14 protein-coding genes are annotated in these 13,871 nt (G+C 65.5%); 7 read left to right on the top strand and 7 right to left on the bottom strand.

The annotated features are described in order from the left end of the window. The first annotated feature begins 29 nt into the window (after positions 1-29). Positions 30-746, top strand: a complete 717-nt coding sequence (locus DT068_RS02200; protein ID WP_119388120.1) for a ribonuclease activity regulator RraA — start codon at positions 30-32, stop codon at positions 744-746. Positions 747-860: 114 nt separating this feature from the next. On the opposite strand, the gene DT068_RS02195 is transcribed toward DT068_RS02200, so the two are convergent. Together DT068_RS02195 and DT068_RS02190 are read right to left on the bottom strand one after the other, a co-directional pair. Next, positions 861-3,068: an oxidoreductase gene (locus tag DT068_RS02195; RefSeq protein WP_119388119.1), complete on the bottom strand. Its 2,208-nt coding sequence runs from the start codon at positions 3,066-3,068 to the stop codon at positions 861-863. Beyond that, on the bottom strand, positions 3,065-3,538 hold the full coding sequence (locus DT068_RS02190) for a RidA family protein (RefSeq protein ID WP_119388118.1): 474 nt from the start codon (positions 3,536-3,538) through the stop codon (positions 3,065-3,067). The genes DT068_RS02195 and DT068_RS02190 overlap by 4 nt, the downstream gene beginning before the upstream one ends. A 218-nt stretch (positions 3,539-3,756) precedes the next feature. Between DT068_RS02190 and DT068_RS02185 the strand changes: the two genes are divergently transcribed. Then, complete coding sequence (locus DT068_RS02185) at positions 3,757-4,512, top strand: FadR/GntR family transcriptional regulator (RefSeq protein ID WP_368904368.1); 756 nt, start codon at positions 3,757-3,759, stop codon at positions 4,510-4,512. Positions 4,513-4,524: 12 nt separating this feature from the next. Here the strand turns inward: DT068_RS02185 and DT068_RS02180 are convergent, their stop codons facing one another. After that, complete coding sequence (locus tag DT068_RS02180) at positions 4,525-5,445, bottom strand: dihydrodipicolinate synthase family protein (protein WP_119388117.1); 921 nt, start codon at positions 5,443-5,445, stop codon at positions 4,525-4,527. A gap of 91 nt (positions 5,446-5,536) precedes the next feature. Then, positions 5,537-6,370, bottom strand: coding sequence for an amidohydrolase family protein (locus tag DT068_RS02175; protein WP_119388116.1), 834 nt, complete (start codon positions 6,368-6,370; stop codon positions 5,537-5,539). 110 nt (positions 6,371-6,480) lie between these two features. Here DT068_RS02175 and DT068_RS02170 point away from each other — a divergent pair, with 110 nt between their 5' ends. The 5 genes from DT068_RS02170 (at position 6,481) to DT068_RS02150 (ending at position 10,443) form a co-directional block, all read left to right on the top strand. Beyond that, a complete protein-coding gene (locus DT068_RS02170) occupies positions 6,481-7,290 on the top strand; it encodes an NAD-dependent epimerase/dehydratase family protein (protein WP_119388115.1) in 810 nt (269 codons plus the stop codon). Between the two features lie 117 nt (positions 7,291-7,407). Continuing rightward, the gene (locus DT068_RS02165; RefSeq protein WP_162913958.1) at positions 7,408-7,806 is read left to right on the top strand and encodes a Fur family transcriptional regulator; all 399 of its coding nucleotides are present in this window, start codon (positions 7,408-7,410) and stop codon (positions 7,804-7,806) included. Positions 7,807-7,906: 100 nt separating this feature from the next. Continuing rightward, entirely contained in the window at positions 7,907-8,653 is a 747-nt protein-coding gene (aztA, locus tag DT068_RS02160; RefSeq protein ID WP_438816397.1) for a zinc ABC transporter ATP-binding protein AztA, read from the top strand. Further along, a complete protein-coding gene (aztB, locus tag DT068_RS02155; RefSeq protein WP_119388112.1) occupies positions 8,650-9,522 on the top strand; it encodes a zinc ABC transporter permease AztB in 873 nt (290 codons plus the stop codon). The genes aztA and aztB overlap by 4 nt, the downstream gene beginning before the upstream one ends. A gap of 12 nt (positions 9,523-9,534) precedes the next feature. Next, complete coding sequence (locus DT068_RS02150; protein WP_119388111.1) at positions 9,535-10,443, top strand: metal ABC transporter substrate-binding protein; 909 nt, start codon at positions 9,535-9,537, stop codon at positions 10,441-10,443. A 3-nt stretch (positions 10,444-10,446) separates the two neighbouring features. Here DT068_RS02150 and DT068_RS02145 read toward each other — a convergent pair whose 3' ends face one another. Genes DT068_RS02145 through DT068_RS02135 form a run of 3 tightly spaced genes read right to left on the bottom strand, consistent with a single transcriptional unit; the run spans position 10,447 to position 13,871 of the window. Further along, positions 10,447-11,205 (bottom strand): bestrophin-like domain, encoded by a 759-nt coding sequence (locus DT068_RS02145; RefSeq protein ID WP_119388110.1) that lies wholly within the window; start codon positions 11,203-11,205, stop codon positions 10,447-10,449. A gap of 51 nt (positions 11,206-11,256) precedes the next feature. Further along, positions 11,257-12,789 (bottom strand): hydantoinase/oxoprolinase N-terminal domain-containing protein, encoded by a 1,533-nt coding sequence (locus DT068_RS02140; protein WP_119388109.1) that lies wholly within the window; start codon positions 12,787-12,789, stop codon positions 11,257-11,259. Then, entirely contained in the window at positions 12,786-13,871 is a 1,086-nt protein-coding gene (locus DT068_RS02135) for an S-methyl thiohydantoin desulfurase family protein (protein WP_119388108.1), read from the bottom strand. Before DT068_RS02135 ends, DT068_RS02140 begins: the two co-directional genes overlap by 4 nt.

The following is a 13,871-nucleotide window of genomic DNA, read 5'->3' as shown; positions in this document are numbered from 1 at the left end:
CTCACATCCAGCAACCAGGACGTCTCGCGATGAGCACACAGCCCCTTTCGCCCGAAACCCGCGCCCTCCTGTCGCGCATCAGCACCGCGACCTTGACCTCGCAGCTCATGGCGCGCGGCCTGCGCAACACCTTCATGCACAAAGTCTACCGGCTGACGACCGGCGGGCCTTCGATGGTCGGCGAGGCCTTCACCTTGCGCTATATTCCGGCGCGCGAGGATATCGATGTCTCCGCCGTCTTCGAGAATCGCGAGCATCCACAGCGCAAGGCGGTCGAGACGATCCCCGCGGGCCATGTGCTGGTGATCGATTGCCGCCAGGATGCGCGCGCCGCCGGCGCCGGGAGTATCCTGGTGAGCCGCACGATGATGCGCGGCGCCGCCGGCGTCGTCACCGATGGCGGCTTGCGCGATTCACCCACCATCGAGGCGCTCGACTATCCGGTCTATTGCGCCGGCCGCGCCGCGCCCACCAACCTCACCCGCCATCACGCCGTCGACGTCAATGTGCCGATCGGCTGCGGCGATGTGCCGGTCTATCCGGGCGACATCATTGTCGGCGACCGCGAGGGCGTCGTGGTGATCCCGCGCCATCTTGCCGATGAGGTGGCGCGCCAGGGCACCGAGCAGACGCTGATGGAGGATTTCGTCATCGAGCGGGTGCTGGCCGGCCAGTCGACCTACGGACTCTATCCGCCCAACGAAGAGAGCCTTGCCGCTTTCGAGAAATGGAAGAAAGGGCGGTAAAGAAAACTCATCAACGCAGAAGGATGGCGGCCTTGCCCTCTCCCTGCTGCGCTTCGCTTGCAGGGCGAGGGTAAAAGGCCTTCGCCGGGGACGATTTAGGAGCGCGCGTACTTGCTACACCACGTGATCCCCGAGCTTCGGAAATGTCTCATGCCCCCAGATCTGGCGCTCGCGGATGATGGCGCGCGGCCGTTCCGGGTTGGCGCTCTCGAATTCGCGCGCGATGCGGTGCCCGTCAAAAATGGCATCCGCCAGATAGCGCGGCGCCAGGCAGTCGCCTGAGCGCACCACCGTCTCGAGCCCCGCTTCCTTCCAGCGCGGCTTCAGCGCCGTGAGATCGTCATAGAGCTCGCGCTTCGATTCGCGCGCCGTGCACAGGATCACGCTGTCGCAGCTCATTATATCGACCGCATTGCCGAGCCGGCGCGGATAGATGCCGGTCTCGGGGCGCGTGGTCCGCCGCGAGCCGTCGCGGTAGAGATCGTAGAGGAAGACATCGACGCCGTCGTCATTCTTCTCGACCTTGTCGACCCAGTGGGCGAGGCGCTCCTTGATCCCCTTCTCGCGCATCATGCGGCGCAGATTATAGCCTTCGAGCGTCAATCCCGTCATCGGCGCGACAGTGTCGAGATGGGTGACGAGCGTCACCTGCTTGCCTTGGTCGGCCAGCACCTCGGCGATGCTGATGCCCATGAAATAGCCGTCGGAATCGAGCACCACGACGCGCTCGCCGATCGCCTTGCCGGCGAAGAACTGTTCCGGCGTGACGAAATGATCGAGCGCCGCGTCGATGCCGGAGATCGCGTCTGGCCCCGAGGCGCCAAGGCCATTGCCGACCCAGCGCGCGCCCGTCGCCAGCACCACGCGCCTGGCGCCATAATCGAGAATGTCGTCGGCGGTGACGAGGCCGGTGCCGCGCATCACCGTGACATTGCTCATGCGCGCGATCTGTCCTTCGCGATAGTCATAGACGCGGCCCCATTCGGCAAGGCCCGGCAGGCGCACGACATCGCGCAGATGGCCGCCGAGCTGTTCCTTCGCCTCGACGAGATGCACCTCATAGCCGCGCTTGCCGAGCACGCGCGCGCATTCGAGGCCGGAAGGCCCCGCCCCCACCACCAGCACCATTTCGGGCGTGGGCGCCATGTCGAAGCGTTCCGGATGCCAGCCGCGCCGATATTCCTCGAGCGCCGTCGGGTTCTGCGTGCAGATGATCATGTTGTTGAGGTTGAAGCGCGACACGCAGGCATTGCAGCCGATGCATTCGCAGATATCCTCGATGCGCCCCTCGTCGATCTTGCGTGGCAGCCAGGGATCGGCGATCGAAGGCCTGGCCGCGCCGATGATGTCGAGCTGGCCCGAGCGGATCACCCGCACCATCTCGTCGGGCTCGGTGAAGCGACCGACGCCGACCACCGGAACCTTGGCGATGCGCTTCACTTCCGCGTTCCAGGGCGACTGGTGGTTCGACTTGTAGAAGCGCGACGGCCCCGAATCCTCGCCCCACATGTCGTTGCCCGAGCCGCCGATGATGATGTCCCACATATCGACGAGGCCGAGCCTGGTGATGTAGTCGACGAAGGCCAGGCCCTCATCATGGAGCTCGAGGCCCCAGGGCCCGGCGAGATCGTCGATCGAGATACGGGTCGCCACCGCGCACTCATCGCCCGCCACCTTCTTCAGCCGCTCCAGCGCCTCGACCCAGAAGCGGGCGCGGTTCTCGAACGAGCCGCCATATTTGTCGGTGCGGCGGTTGAAATGACGCGACAGCGCATGCACCGGAAAGACGCCGGCGGCGCCGTGGATATAGAGAATGTCGAAGCCCGCATCCCTGGCGCGCCGGGCCGCGTCCTCATACATCTGCATGACGCGGTCGATGTCTTCCTCGGCCGCGGGATAGGTGTAGACCTTAGGCGTGCCGCCGGACGGATAGCGGTCGAAGGCCGGCGCCACATAGCGGCTCCACAGATTGTCCTTGACCCCGCCGGCGCCCAGCTCGACGCCCGCCAGGGCGCCCCATTTATGGACCTCGTCCACCATGTGGCGATGGTTGATGACATCGCCCTCGTCCCACAGGGTGGTGTTGGTCGATGTCGACTGGTTGACCTCGGGATGGATCGAGCAGCTTTCGGTCGAAAGCCCGCCCCAGCCGCCTTCCGCCTTCACCGCCCGGTGGCCGGCATTGGAGCCCGGCCGCGGATGGCCGGCGCCGGTGCATTGCGGCACCTGGTAGAAGCGGTTCTTCATCACTTTGGGGCCGATGCGGATCGGCTCGAACAATATGTCGTAGCGCGGGTCGCGCCGGCGCGGCGCCGTGGTCATGGCGCGATCTCGACAATGGCCTCGACCTCGACGCCGACGCCGCGCGGCAGGGTGGCGACCCCGATGGCGCTCCTCGCGTGGCGGCCGGCCTCGCCGAAGACTTCCATCAGAAGCTCGGAGGCGCCATTGGCAACGCCGGAGGCGTCGGTGAAGCCTGGCGACGCATTGACGAAGACGGTGAGCTTGAGGAACCGTCGCACTTTGTCGATGCGCCCGCCGCAGGCTTCCTTGAGCTGCGCCACCAGATTGAGCGCGCAGAGCCTTGCCGCCTTGTAGCCCTCCTCGGGGCTCAGAGTGTCGCCGACCCGGCCCTTATACATGATGTCATCGCCGCGCCGCGGGATCTGGCCCGACATGAAGACGAGATTGCCCATCACCGCCGCCTGCAGGAAGAAAGGCGAGCCGGCCTTGGCGGCGGGCGGCAGCTCGGCCCCCAGAGCATCGAGACGGTCCTGGAAGTTTACGCTCATATGTGTGATTTCCCTGTCAGATCGAAGCCTGTCGCCCTGCCGCTTGGCCCATGCCGGGCCTCATTTGCGTCACGACGAAATGAATTGTAAACTTATCAGACATGTTTGGGCAAGACGTCCGTCGGGGGCTTGCGCAAGATCGGGCGATGCTGCAAACACGGATGGGTTGTAAATGACGCGGACAACGCGTTGGGTGAAGGAAAGACGGGAGAACGAGCTTGGCGCGCAAATCCGCCGATAAGCCGCTGCGCAGCAAGACCGAGTGGCGCGTGCAGTCGCCGAGCCGACCGTCGCGCCTGGCCGACCAGCTATATGGCCAGATCCTCGACCGCATCGTCTCGGGCGCCCTGCCGGAAGGCGAGAAGCTGCCCTCCGAAAGCCAGCTCTGCGAGCTCTATGACGTTTCCCGCCCGGTGGTGCGCGAGGCTTTGTCGCGCCTGCAGGCCGACCGCGTCGTCATCTCGCGGCATGGCTCGGGCACTTTCGTCCAGCGCCGGCCGAACCAGGCCTTTGCCCTCCTGGCGCCGATCGACGACATTGCCGGTTTGATGCGCTGCATGGAATTCCGCATCGGGCTCGAGGGCGAGGCCGCCTTCCTCGCCGCGACAAGGCGCACCGAGGCCGATCTCGACCGCATGAAGCGTGCTTTCGATGATCTCGAGAAGATCATCGCCACCGGCGAGATCGGCAGCGAGGCCGATCAGGCCTTCCATGTGGCGATCGGCGCCGCCGCCCAGAACCAGATCTTCGTGCAGACGATGGAAGTGCTGTCCGAATATACGCTGCGCGGCATGGAGCTCGCCCGCACCCTGTCACTGCGCCAGAGCACAAGGCGCCTGCAGCTCGTCCAGCAGGAGCACAGCCGCATCCTCGCCGCCATCACCGCCGAGGAGCCGGAAGAGGCGCGCAATGCCATGCGCACCCATATCGACAATGCCCGGCTGCGCGTGCTCAGCGACAGCATCGAGCCCTGAGACGCCGCCGCATCAGGCAGCAGCGCCCTTCGCCATCGCGGCATTCTGGGCGAGAAGGGCCTTGGCCGCCGGCGCCACGCGCCGGCGATCGGCCTCGTCGAGATTGGACAGCATGGGCAGGATCGGCCCCATATCGGCGATGCCCGCCAGCGTCACGCCGTCATGCAGGACCCGCGTCGGGTTGATGTCATCGCGCGCCGTCTCGAAGGGCAGGAAGAGCTGCCTGAGGCGCTCGGCCTCGTCGAAATTGCCGGCCTTGAGTGCGCCGAGCAGCGCGCTCGACAGCCGGGGGGCCAGCGCCACCGAGCCCGAGGTGAAGGCCCTGAGCCCGAAATGCCGCCAATGCTGGACCGCCGGGCGCTCGCCGATGCCGCTGATGATGCGCTGGCGGTCGATGCGGGTGACGAGCTCGGCCAGATAGGCGTCCTGGCGGGGATCATCGCGCACGATCGCATATTTGATGGCCGAGACGACACCCTGCTCGACCAGCCGCGTGACCGAGGCGACCGAGAGATAGTTCTCCGCCTTGAGATAGATGATGACCGGCCGGCCGAAGCTTTCGGCGAAGCGGCTGATGCCCGCGACAATGCCGGCATCGGTCGCCATGCCGATGCCCGGCAGCACCATCGCGGTCGGGAACGGCCGAGAGCGCAGCACCTTGGCCTGGTCCTTGAGCTTGCCGAAATCGGGACCGGCCGAGGGAATGACCCAGCTGGCCGGCGAGGCAAGCTCGATCAGCATGTCGAGCACCTCGGCATAGTCGCCGGGCGCCACATGGTAGAAATTGGCGTTGCCGCCATACATCAGCGTCGATACCCCGCCCGCTTCGAGATGGCGGATCAGCGCCCGGTTGGCGTCGACATTGAGGGAGAGGTCGTCATGACGGGCGAGCGGCGGCACCGCCACGACCGATTGTCCCAAGTCACTATGCACTGGTCTGTTCCTGTCCGCGGATGATGGTTGCGATCAAGGTCCCTCCTAGCCCGGCATCGGACGGCAAGTCAACCCAAGACATAAACTTGTCTTACGTCTTTTCCGCGGAAATGCCGAACAGCCGCGCTGCCGTTCCGCCCATGACCAGCGCCTTTTCGGCCGTGCCGAGACCGGGGAAATCCGCGCCCCATTGGATGAGCTTGTCATAGCTGCATATGTTTGCAGCCCCCGGATAGTCCGAGCCGAACATCACACGCTCCGCTCCGAACCGGGCGAATACGGATCGATAGAAGGCGACGACATCCGCAAAGGGATAGGCGCTCTTCGTGTCTTCCGCCGTGCACAGCAGCTTGAAATGGACGTTGGGCTGCGCGGCCAGGAGATCGAGATAAGGCGCTGAATCGCTGCGCCCGTGAATCTCAGGTCCCAGATAATCGACGATCAGGGGCAGCGCGCGATGTTGCGCCGCCAACTGGGCCACCACCGGCGCCTGCTCGATATCCATCTGGAAGGCGATCGAAATTCCCTTTTCTTCCGCGGTTTCGAAGAGATCACGATAATCGGGGCCGGTGAGCCTTGTGACATCGCCGCGCCGGATCGTGTTGAGGCGCAGGCCGCGGCCGGCCCCCTTCGCGATGAGATCGAGGAAATCCTCGCGCGGCGTCGCAGAGCGCAGGTCGACCAGGCCGACGCCGATGAAGCGATCGGGCGCCAGCTTGAGGCAATCGATCAGATAGCGGTGATCGCGACCATAGACGCTGGGCTGCACCAGGATCGCCTTGTCGACCCTGGCATGTGCCATGTCGGCGATGAGCCTCTCGACCGGGGCGGCATAGGTCGGCGGCGGCACATGGGCGAGGAGCGGCTGCCAGGGATAGGCCTGAGGATCGCTGGACCAGACATGCACATGGGAATCGACGATCATGAGGCCTCGGGGGGAACGATGCGATATGTCACATCTTGAAGGATGGCGGCCAGCATATAAACTCGCCTGACAACTTTGTCCAAGCCCGAATATGACGAATGGGATTTAGCATGACCGACAGACGCCCCCTCCTCCTCACCGGCGCCGCGGGCCTTCTGGGCCGCTGGCTGAGGCCGCGGCTCATCGAGAAATATGGCGCCTTGCGCTCATCGGATGTGGTCGAGTTCGGGCCTGCCTTGCCGAATGAGGAGATCGTCATCGCCGACGTCGCCGATGCCACTTCCGTCGACCGCCTGGTGGCGGGCACCGGCCGCATCATCCATTTCGGCGGCATTTCCTATGAGACGACCTTCGACAAGCTGCTCCAGGCCAATTTCGCCGGCACCTATAATGTCTTCGAGGCGGCGCGCCGCCATGAGGCCGGCCCCATCGTCTATGCGAGTTCCAATCACGCCATCGGCTTCTATGCCAGCGGCGAGCATCTCGATGCCAGCGTGCCGCAGCGCCCCGACACGCTCTATGGCGTATCCAAGGCCTTCGGCGAGGATCTCGCGAGCTTCTTCGCCGACAAATACGGCATGGATATCGCCTGCCTGCGCATCGGCACGGCGAGGCCCGACCCCATCGATCCGCGCCATCTCTCCACCTGGCAGAGCTATGAGGATCTGCTGCGCCTGATCGAGGCCTGCTTCGCGGCCGAGCGCCTCGGCTGCACCATCCTCTATGGCGTGTCGAACAATGACCGCAGCTGGTGGAGCAACAAGCTCAACCCCCATGTCGACTACCGCCCGCAGGACAATGCCGAAGCCTTCGCCGACAAGCTTCTGCCTGACGGCGACAAGCGCGATTTCACCGACCCCGCGGTGAAGTATCAGGGCGGCCCCTTCGTCGCCAACGGTTATGCGCCGAGACGCAGGTGAGGACCGGCTGAAGGATTTGATGAAGCATTTGTAATTCCGCCTCTCCCGATTCCGACTTGACAGACCGAAATGTTATAACATAACACTCCCCTGACGAGTTGAAGGGGAAAGCCATTGGTGCGCCAGCGCAGCGATATCCGCGCCCATGAGCAGAATGTGCTCAGCGTTCTGCAACGGACGCGCCGGCCCATGTCGGCTTACGGCATCCTCGATGCGCTGCATGGCTCACCGACGCGCGCCGCCATCCAGGTCTATCGCTCGCTCGAAAGGCTGGCGCAGCAGAAGCGCATCCATCGCATCGCCAGCCTCAACGCCTATGTCATGTGCGCGCATCCCGAGCATGACGAGCCGGCGGGCTTCTTCGTCTGCAAGAGCTGCGGCACCGCCACCGAATTCGATCTGCCGGTTGCTGCGCCCTGGCCCGGTCTCGCGGCCGGCTGCCAGATAGATACGATCAGCATCGAGCTTTCCGGCACATGCGCCGACTGCGCAGCGCGAAACGGAGCCTCGGCATGAGAGGCTCATCGCAGCTCCTGAAGCTCGGCCTCGCCCAGCGCCTGGGCCTCGCCGCCATCGTTGTCGCCCTGCTCTGGCTCACGCTTTTCCTGGTCATGAGGTGAGGATGCCGTGCTTCCGTCTCGATGATGTGACCCTTGGCTATGACGGCCATCCCGCCGTGCATCATCTCAATGGCGATGTCGGCAGGGGCTCGCTGACGGCCGTCATCGGTCCCAACGGATCGGGCAAGTCGACGCTTCTCAAAGGTCTCGTCGGCGCGCTGAAGCCGCTTGGCGGACGCATCGAGAGGGTCGGCTTTGCCGCGCATGACATCGCCTATCTGCCGCAGGCAAGCGACATCGACCGCAGCTTTCCCGCGACGATCGAGGACCTGGTGAGCCTCGGCCTGTGGCGCAAGCGCGGTCTCTTCGCCGGCCTGACGCGCGACGACAACGCGCAATTGTCGACGGCGCTCGACGCCGTCGGCCTTTCCGGTTTCCGCGACCGCCCACTCGACAGTCTTTCCGGCGGGCAGCTGCAGCGCGCCCTCTTCGCCCGCGTGCTGCTGCAGGATGCGCGCGTCATCCTGCTCGACGAGCCTTTCGCCGCCATCGACAGCCGCACCGTCGCCGATCTCATCGACCTCGTGCGCCGCTGGCATGGTGAGGCGCGCACCGTGATCGCCGTGCTGCATGATATCGAGCTGGTGCGCCGGCATTTCCCCCACACCATCCTCCTCACCCGCGAAGCGATAGCCTGGGGCCGCACCGAAGAGGCGCTGCACCCTGAGAATCTGCTGAAGGCCCGGCGGATGCACGAAGCCTGGGACATGCAAGCCGACTGGTGCCGGCAGGTGACGGCATGACGCTGTATGATTTCGCCATCGCTCCTTTCGCCGATTTCGCCTTCATGCGGCGCGCTTTTGCCGGCGCCGGCATTCTTTCGCTCAGCGCCTGCCCGGTCGGCGTCTTTCTCATGCTGAGGCGCCTGAGCCTCACCGGCGATGCCATGGCGCATGCCATCCTGCCTGGCGCCGCGGCCGCCTTTCTTTTCTACGGCCTCGCCATCCTGCCGATGACCTTTGGCGGCCTCGCCGCCGGCGTGCTAGTGGCGCTCGCCGCGGGCGCCGTCTCGCGTCTCACCATCCAGCGCGAGGATGCGAGCCTTGCCGCCTTCTACCTGATCTCGCTCGCTCTTGGCGTGCTGCTGGTGAGCGCCAAGGGATCGAGCGTCGATCTCATGCATGTGCTGTTCGGCACGGTATTGGCCCTCAATGACGAGGCGCTCCTGCTCATCGGCGCCATCGCCAGCATCACCGCCATCGCCCTTCTCGCTCTGTGGCGTCCACTTTTCGCCGAGTGCCTCGATCCGAGCTTCCTGCGCTCGGTCAGCAATGCCGGGCCTCTGGCGCATTTCGTGTTCCTGCTGCTCGTCGTCCTCAATCTCGTCGGAGGCTTCCAGGCGCTGGGCACGCTGCTCGCCGTCGGGCTGATGATGCTGCCGGCCGCGGCGGCCCGCTTCTGGTTCCGCGATCTGGAGCCTCTGTGCCTCATGGCGATCGCGATCGGCCTCCTGTCGAGCTATCTGGGCTTGCTTGCCTCCTACCACTGGAGCCTCGCCTCCGGCCCCGCGATCATCCTCACCGCCGGCATCTTCTATGCCGCGTCGCTCATTTTAGCCCCCCGCGGCATCCTCTTGAGCCGCCTCAAGCCCAAACGCCATCTGACTGCCTGAAGGAGAAGCCCCATGACCCTGTCGTTGAACTCCTTAGCCGCCGCCTCAGCCCTCATCGCTGCTGCGATGCTCGCATCGCCCTCACCCTCTTTTGCCGCCGAGAAGCTCAAGGCCGTCGCCACCTTCTCGATCCTCGGCGACATGGTTCACCGCGTCGGCGGCGATCTTGTCGAGGTCACCACCATTGTCGGGCCCAATTCCGACACGCATGTCTATGAGCCGAAGCCCGCCGACGCGAAATCGCTGGCCGGGGCGCAAGTCTTCTTCGCCAATGGGCTGGGCTTCGAGGGCTGGATGGAGCGCCTCGTCGAGGCGACGGGCTTCAAGGGCGAGACCGTCATCGCCAGTGACGGCGTCAAGTCGCGCGCCATGATCGAGGATGGCGTCGAGGAGACCGACCCGCATGCCTGGCAGAATCTCTCGAACGGGCTCCTCTATGTGAAGAACATCACCGATGGCCTGTGCAAGGCCGATGCCGCCCATTGCGACACCTTCCGGGCCAATGCCAAGGCCTATTCGGCCGAGATCGAGAGCCTCGACAAGGAGGTGAAGGCGCGCATCGCCGCGGTGCCCGAGGCCAAGCGCAAGGTGATCACGACGCATGACGCCTTCGGCTATTTCGGCGCCGCCTATGGCGTCACCTTCCTGGCGCCGGAAGGCTACTCGACCGAGAGCGAGGCCTCCGCCGCCGATGTCGCGAAGCTCATCCAGCAGATCAGGGACGACAAGATCTCGGCCCTCTTCATCGAGAATATGAGCGACCCGCGCCTCATCGACCAGATCGCGCGCGAGACCGGCGTCAAGGCCGGCGGCGCGCTCTTCGCCGACGCCCTCTCCGAGAAGGGCGAAGGTGGGGAGACCTATCTCGACATGTTCAAGCACAATATCTCGCTGCTGGCGCCCGCCATGGCAGGAAGCTGAGCTTTACGATTGCATTTCCTGGAGCGCCCGCTCGAGCGGCGCCGGCGATATCCGGATCGGCCCTGAAAAAGGCCGCTCCATATCGAGGATCAGATAGAGGACGCCGGAGATGAGTGCCGCGGCGAGCACGAAAGCCGACACCACAACGCCGTTGCGCGGCGCCCGCAAGCCAAGGCTGGCGAAGATCAGGATCAGCCACAGGGCCACCATCACGATGAAGGGCTCGCCGGGGCGGCCGCTCTCGGTCTCCCCCACCAGGGTCCAGCGCTGCTCCACCAGCTTGCGATATTGCTGGCGGGCGTCCTGCCACACCGCCATATGCTCATTGTCCGGAGGCCTGATCTCGCGCAGCTTGCGGCCCACGTCGTTGAGCGTCTGCTCGGCGCTGCGGTCGAGCTCGGCCGACGGGCTTTCGCTCGGCCATGAGCCTTCAAGCGCCTGCTTCGTATAGGCGACGAGGCTCTGGCGCGCCGCCTCGGCCTCGGGCCCGTAATCCACCAGGGTCTTGTCGAGCAGGATGAGCCCGGAAGCGAAGCCCTTGAGATCGCGGTCGATCGCCTCGAAGGCATTGCGCGAGGAATTGACCATCAGGCCCAGCACCAGCGACGACATCATCACGAAAATGGTCGCCACCAGCCTGACCACATTGAATGTATCGTCCTCCCGGTATTTGCCGGGCAGCCGCGCATAGGCCTCGAGCGTGCCGAAGGCGGCGGCGAGCAGGCAGAAGAAGATCACGAGAGCGATGATGGCCTCACGCATCACCGGAGCCTAGCCGCAAATGCAGCCATCGTCATCCTGCGATGATCGTGTCTACAACGCATCCCCGACGACGCGCACCCTGACCCTGAGCGCATTGCCGGGAACATAGGCGAGCGGCATGTCCTCGACATCGAGCAGCGCCAGGCTGTCCTTGCGGGCGCCGGCGGCGACGGCCCGCTCATCGGCGATGGCGCGCGCTTCCGCGATCGCGTCCTCGCGCGAGCGGTTCTGGAATATCCGGTCGATCTCGCCGCTCACTTGCGCCATGGCGGCGCCGACCGCATTGGCGACGCCGGCATTCACGACCTTGACCACCTGCGAGACGCCCGGCAGCTCGTCCGGCACCAGGAAGGCGCCGCCGCCCACCGCCAGCACCGGGACATCGGCGGCGCTGGTCTTCATGCGGTCGATCATGTCGGCGATCTTGCCGGCGACCCAGGATGCGGTATCGGCCTGAAGCTCCGCGCCGATTTCAGCGACCAGCGCCTTGTCGCCGATCTCCGCCTTGCCACGGGCGACGCCGATATCGGTGAGCGTAAGGTCGGGGCCACCGAAGACGCGGGCCCGCTCGGTAATCCGGAAACCGGCGCTCTCGGGACCGATCCTGAGGGGCGCGGGTGTGACGAGGGTTCCGCCGCCCAGCGCGATCGAGACCACATCGGGCATGCGGAAGGAGGTGCGCACCCCGCCGATGTCCACCTTGCTGTTCGCCTCGCGCGGAAAGCCGCCCTGCAGCATGCCGACATCGGTGGTCGTGCCGCCGACATCGAGAACGATCGCGTTTTCGACCCCCGACAGCAGTGCGGCACCGCGCATGCTGTTGGTGGGCCCCGAGGCAAAACAGAGGACGGGGAAGCGTTCGGCCAGCTCCGCCAGCATCACGGTGCCGTCATTCTGGGTGAGATAGAGCGGCGCCGAGAGCCCGCTTTCGGCAATCGCCGTCCGGAAAGCCTTCACCGTGCGCCGCGCCAGGCCATGCAGGCAGCTGTTGAGGATCGTCGCATTCTCACGCTCGATGAGCCCGATGCGTCCGAGCGCGCTCGACAGCGTGACCGAGACCTGCGGCGCCACGTCCGCCAGGATCGCCGCCGCTTCCTCCTCGCAGGCATCGGTAAGCGGCGAGAACACGGCGGTGATGGCCGCCGAATCGACCCCGCTTGCCGCGATCTCCGCCGCGGCGCGGCGCATGCCATCGCGGTCGAAGGGCACGATCGGCCTGCCGTCGAATTCATTGCCGCCGCGCAGCAGGAAGGTCGGACCTTCCACCTTGCTCCGCAGATCTTCGGGCCACTCGATGAAAGGCGGCAGGGAAGCGGCGGCCGGCAGACCGATCCTGACGACGGCGGTCCGCGCGATGCCGCGCCGCTCGACCACCGCATTGGTGAAATGCGTGGTGCCGATCATGATCGCGCCGATGGGCGCTTCTCGCGCGACACCGTCTTTCAGGATATGGGCAAGCGCCGCCTTGATGCCGCTCGTCACGTCTTCCGTGGTCGGCGTCTTGATCGCGCGCAGGATCGTCGTGCCTTCGAGCAGCACCGCATCGGTATTGGTGCCGCCGACATCGATCCCGATCCGCCTCATGACGGCACTCCTGCATGGCCGCGGCGCGCGAAGGGCCGATAGTCGAAATCGAAACCGAAGGCGCGGGGTCCGACCGTGTGCAGACCTTCGGGGCTCGTCATGATCGGATCGGCCGGGAGGGCGACCACTGCCACGCGCTGGCCGTAGCGGATGACTTCCGTGCCGATCGCTTCCGTCGTTTCGGCATCGAGCACGGTGATGAGATCGGGCACGCAGGCGATGATCTCGCCATCGAGCCGCGCCACCGAGAATTCGTTCTGGAAATCGATATCGAGGGTCCTGCCCTCGCCTGCGATCCGCACCTTGCCGCGCACGAAGCCGTCGGTGGTGCGCCGCGACACGTCAATGACTTTGCCGCGCAGAAGAAGAGCGCCGTCTCCTGCCGCGAGGATCGCCGCGACCGCATCTTCATGCCTGCGGCGTGCGTCGAGGACGATGTCGCCGAGCCGGATGGCGCGGCTGGTCGAGCCCAATATGCCATGCGCCTTCACCTCGGCACCGCTGCGCGGCGCGGCACAGGTGCCGGCGATGGATCCGAGCTCGATCGCGGCCTTGCGGCCGAGCCGTTCCGTCCACAGCGCATTCTCGGCCTTGGCGATCAGCACTTCATTGTCGCGGATATCGGCGAGCGCGAAGGGATAGACATCGAGCCCCCGGATCGCGAAGCTCGCCATCTGAGCTTCCGGGAAGGCGCGCCCCATTGCATCCGCATCGACCACCGGCAGGTCGAGCTCCATGCCGACGAGCAGCGGCAGGAAGGCATTCTCGCCGCCGATCTCGACCGACATCACCGCATCGAATTTCCTCTCCGTATGCCGTTCCATCAACCTGACCGCCCGGCACGCCGAGATGGGTTCGGGCAGTCGTTCCTTGGTGACGAGCGGGGCGCCCATGAAGGCGAGGACGGCAATGCGCATGTCGTCCTGCAATTCTTCCGGCGCGAGGAGCTGCGCCCGTTTTCCCGCCGCATAGGCGGCACGCGCGCAGAGCAGCTCCAGATGCGGGTGATTGCCGCCGCCGGTGCCGAGAATGCCGGCGCCGATCGCCAGCGCTTCAAGTTCATGGAGTTCGATGGCGCGCAT

Source organism: Taklimakanibacter lacteus, from assembly GCA_003576695.1.
Classification (GTDB): Bacteria; Pseudomonadota; Alphaproteobacteria; order Rhizobiales; family Aestuariivirgaceae; genus Taklimakanibacter; species Taklimakanibacter lacteus.
The sequence above is the reverse complement of the archived record's forward strand: the minus strand, read 5'-3'. Positions and strand labels throughout refer to the sequence as shown.

What these genes read in the sequence shown, in the direction of transcription:
- DT068_RS02190 (WP_119388118.1), bottom strand. Translation starts at nt 3,538, where the DNA reads ATGAGCGTAAACTTCCAGGACCGTCTCGATGCTCTGGGGGCCGAGCTG.
- DT068_RS02140 (WP_119388109.1), bottom strand. Translation starts at nt 12,789, where the DNA reads ATGAGGCGGATCGGGATCGATGTCGGCGGCACCAATACCGATGCGGTG.
- DT068_RS02145 (WP_119388110.1), bottom strand. Translation starts at nt 11,205, where the DNA reads ATGCGTGAGGCCATCATCGCTCTCGTGATCTTCTTCTGCCTGCTCGCC.
- DT068_RS02175 (WP_119388116.1), bottom strand. Translation starts at nt 6,370, where the DNA reads ATGATCGTCGATTCCCATGTGCATGTCTGGTCCAGCGATCCTCAGGCC.
- DT068_RS02150 (WP_119388111.1), top strand. Translation starts at nt 9,535, where the DNA reads ATGACCCTGTCGTTGAACTCCTTAGCCGCCGCCTCAGCCCTCATCGCT.
- aztB (WP_119388112.1), top strand. Translation starts at nt 8,650, where the DNA reads ATGACGCTGTATGATTTCGCCATCGCTCCTTTCGCCGATTTCGCCTTC.
- DT068_RS02170 (WP_119388115.1), top strand. Translation starts at nt 6,481, where the DNA reads ATGACCGACAGACGCCCCCTCCTCCTCACCGGCGCCGCGGGCCTTCTG.
- DT068_RS02195 (WP_119388119.1), bottom strand. Translation starts at nt 3,068, where the DNA reads ATGACCACGGCGCCGCGCCGGCGCGACCCGCGCTACGACATATTGTTC.
- DT068_RS02135 (WP_119388108.1), bottom strand. Translation starts at nt 13,871, where the DNA reads ATGCGCGCCATCGAACTCCATGAACTTGAAGCGCTGGCGATCGGCGCC.
- DT068_RS02200 (WP_119388120.1), top strand. Translation starts at nt 30, where the DNA reads ATGAGCACACAGCCCCTTTCGCCCGAAACCCGCGCCCTCCTGTCGCGC.